1 protein-coding gene and 1 pseudogene are annotated in these 548 nt (G+C 55.3%); both read right to left on the bottom strand.

Annotated features, from left to right (window positions below):
- Nucleotides 1-263, bottom strand: a pseudogene (locus MLE19_RS22900) (copper resistance system multicopper oxidase); the annotation flags it as partial.
- A 68-nt stretch (nucleotides 264-331) separates the two neighbouring features.
- Nucleotides 332-548: ATP-binding protein (locus tag MLE19_RS22895; RefSeq protein WP_240720623.1), on the bottom strand; the 217-nt coding region annotated here is incomplete at its 5' end.

The following is a 548-nucleotide window of genomic DNA, read 5'->3' as shown; positions in this document are numbered from 1 at the left end:
CGAATCAGCGGGCCAGGACTGGTACCGTTAATGGTAATTGGTTGGGCTTCTTGTCCGTCAATAGGCAACGATTCACGGCGGATCGCCAGCGATACCTCGGGCCCTTCTTCAACGCCCTGCGCGTAGACATTGCTGCGGCCCCAGGGGTTTGCCCAGGCGGGGGTTAATCCCATTGCGGCAGCGGAACCTATTCCTAGGGCAGCGCCGCCTTTTAGGACCTGCCGGCGAGAAAGCGGGTGAGAAATGATGCTTGAGCGTGCCATGTGTAACTCCCATCAATGATGAATGGCACCATCTTGATGGAAGAAGCTGAATCAAAGCTGAATAGTGATTAATTAATCACTTCAACTGCAAGAGGCAACGTAACCGTAACGCGCAGTCCACCCAGTGGACTACGCTCAAAGCGCGAGTGCCCTGAGTAGCGGGCAATTAACTGCGCAAGAATCGACAGGCCTAAGCCGTAGCCGGGACGGCGTTCATCCAATCGTGTGCCACGCTCTCCCAAGCGCGAAAGATCTTCTTCTGCAACGCCGAAACCGTCATCATCA

It is taken from the genome of Vreelandella neptunia (assembly GCF_022489065.1).
GTDB lineage: Bacteria > Pseudomonadota > Gammaproteobacteria > Pseudomonadales > Halomonadaceae > Vreelandella > Vreelandella neptunia_A.
The sequence above is the reverse complement of the archived record's forward strand: the minus strand, read 5'-3'. Positions and strand labels throughout refer to the sequence as shown.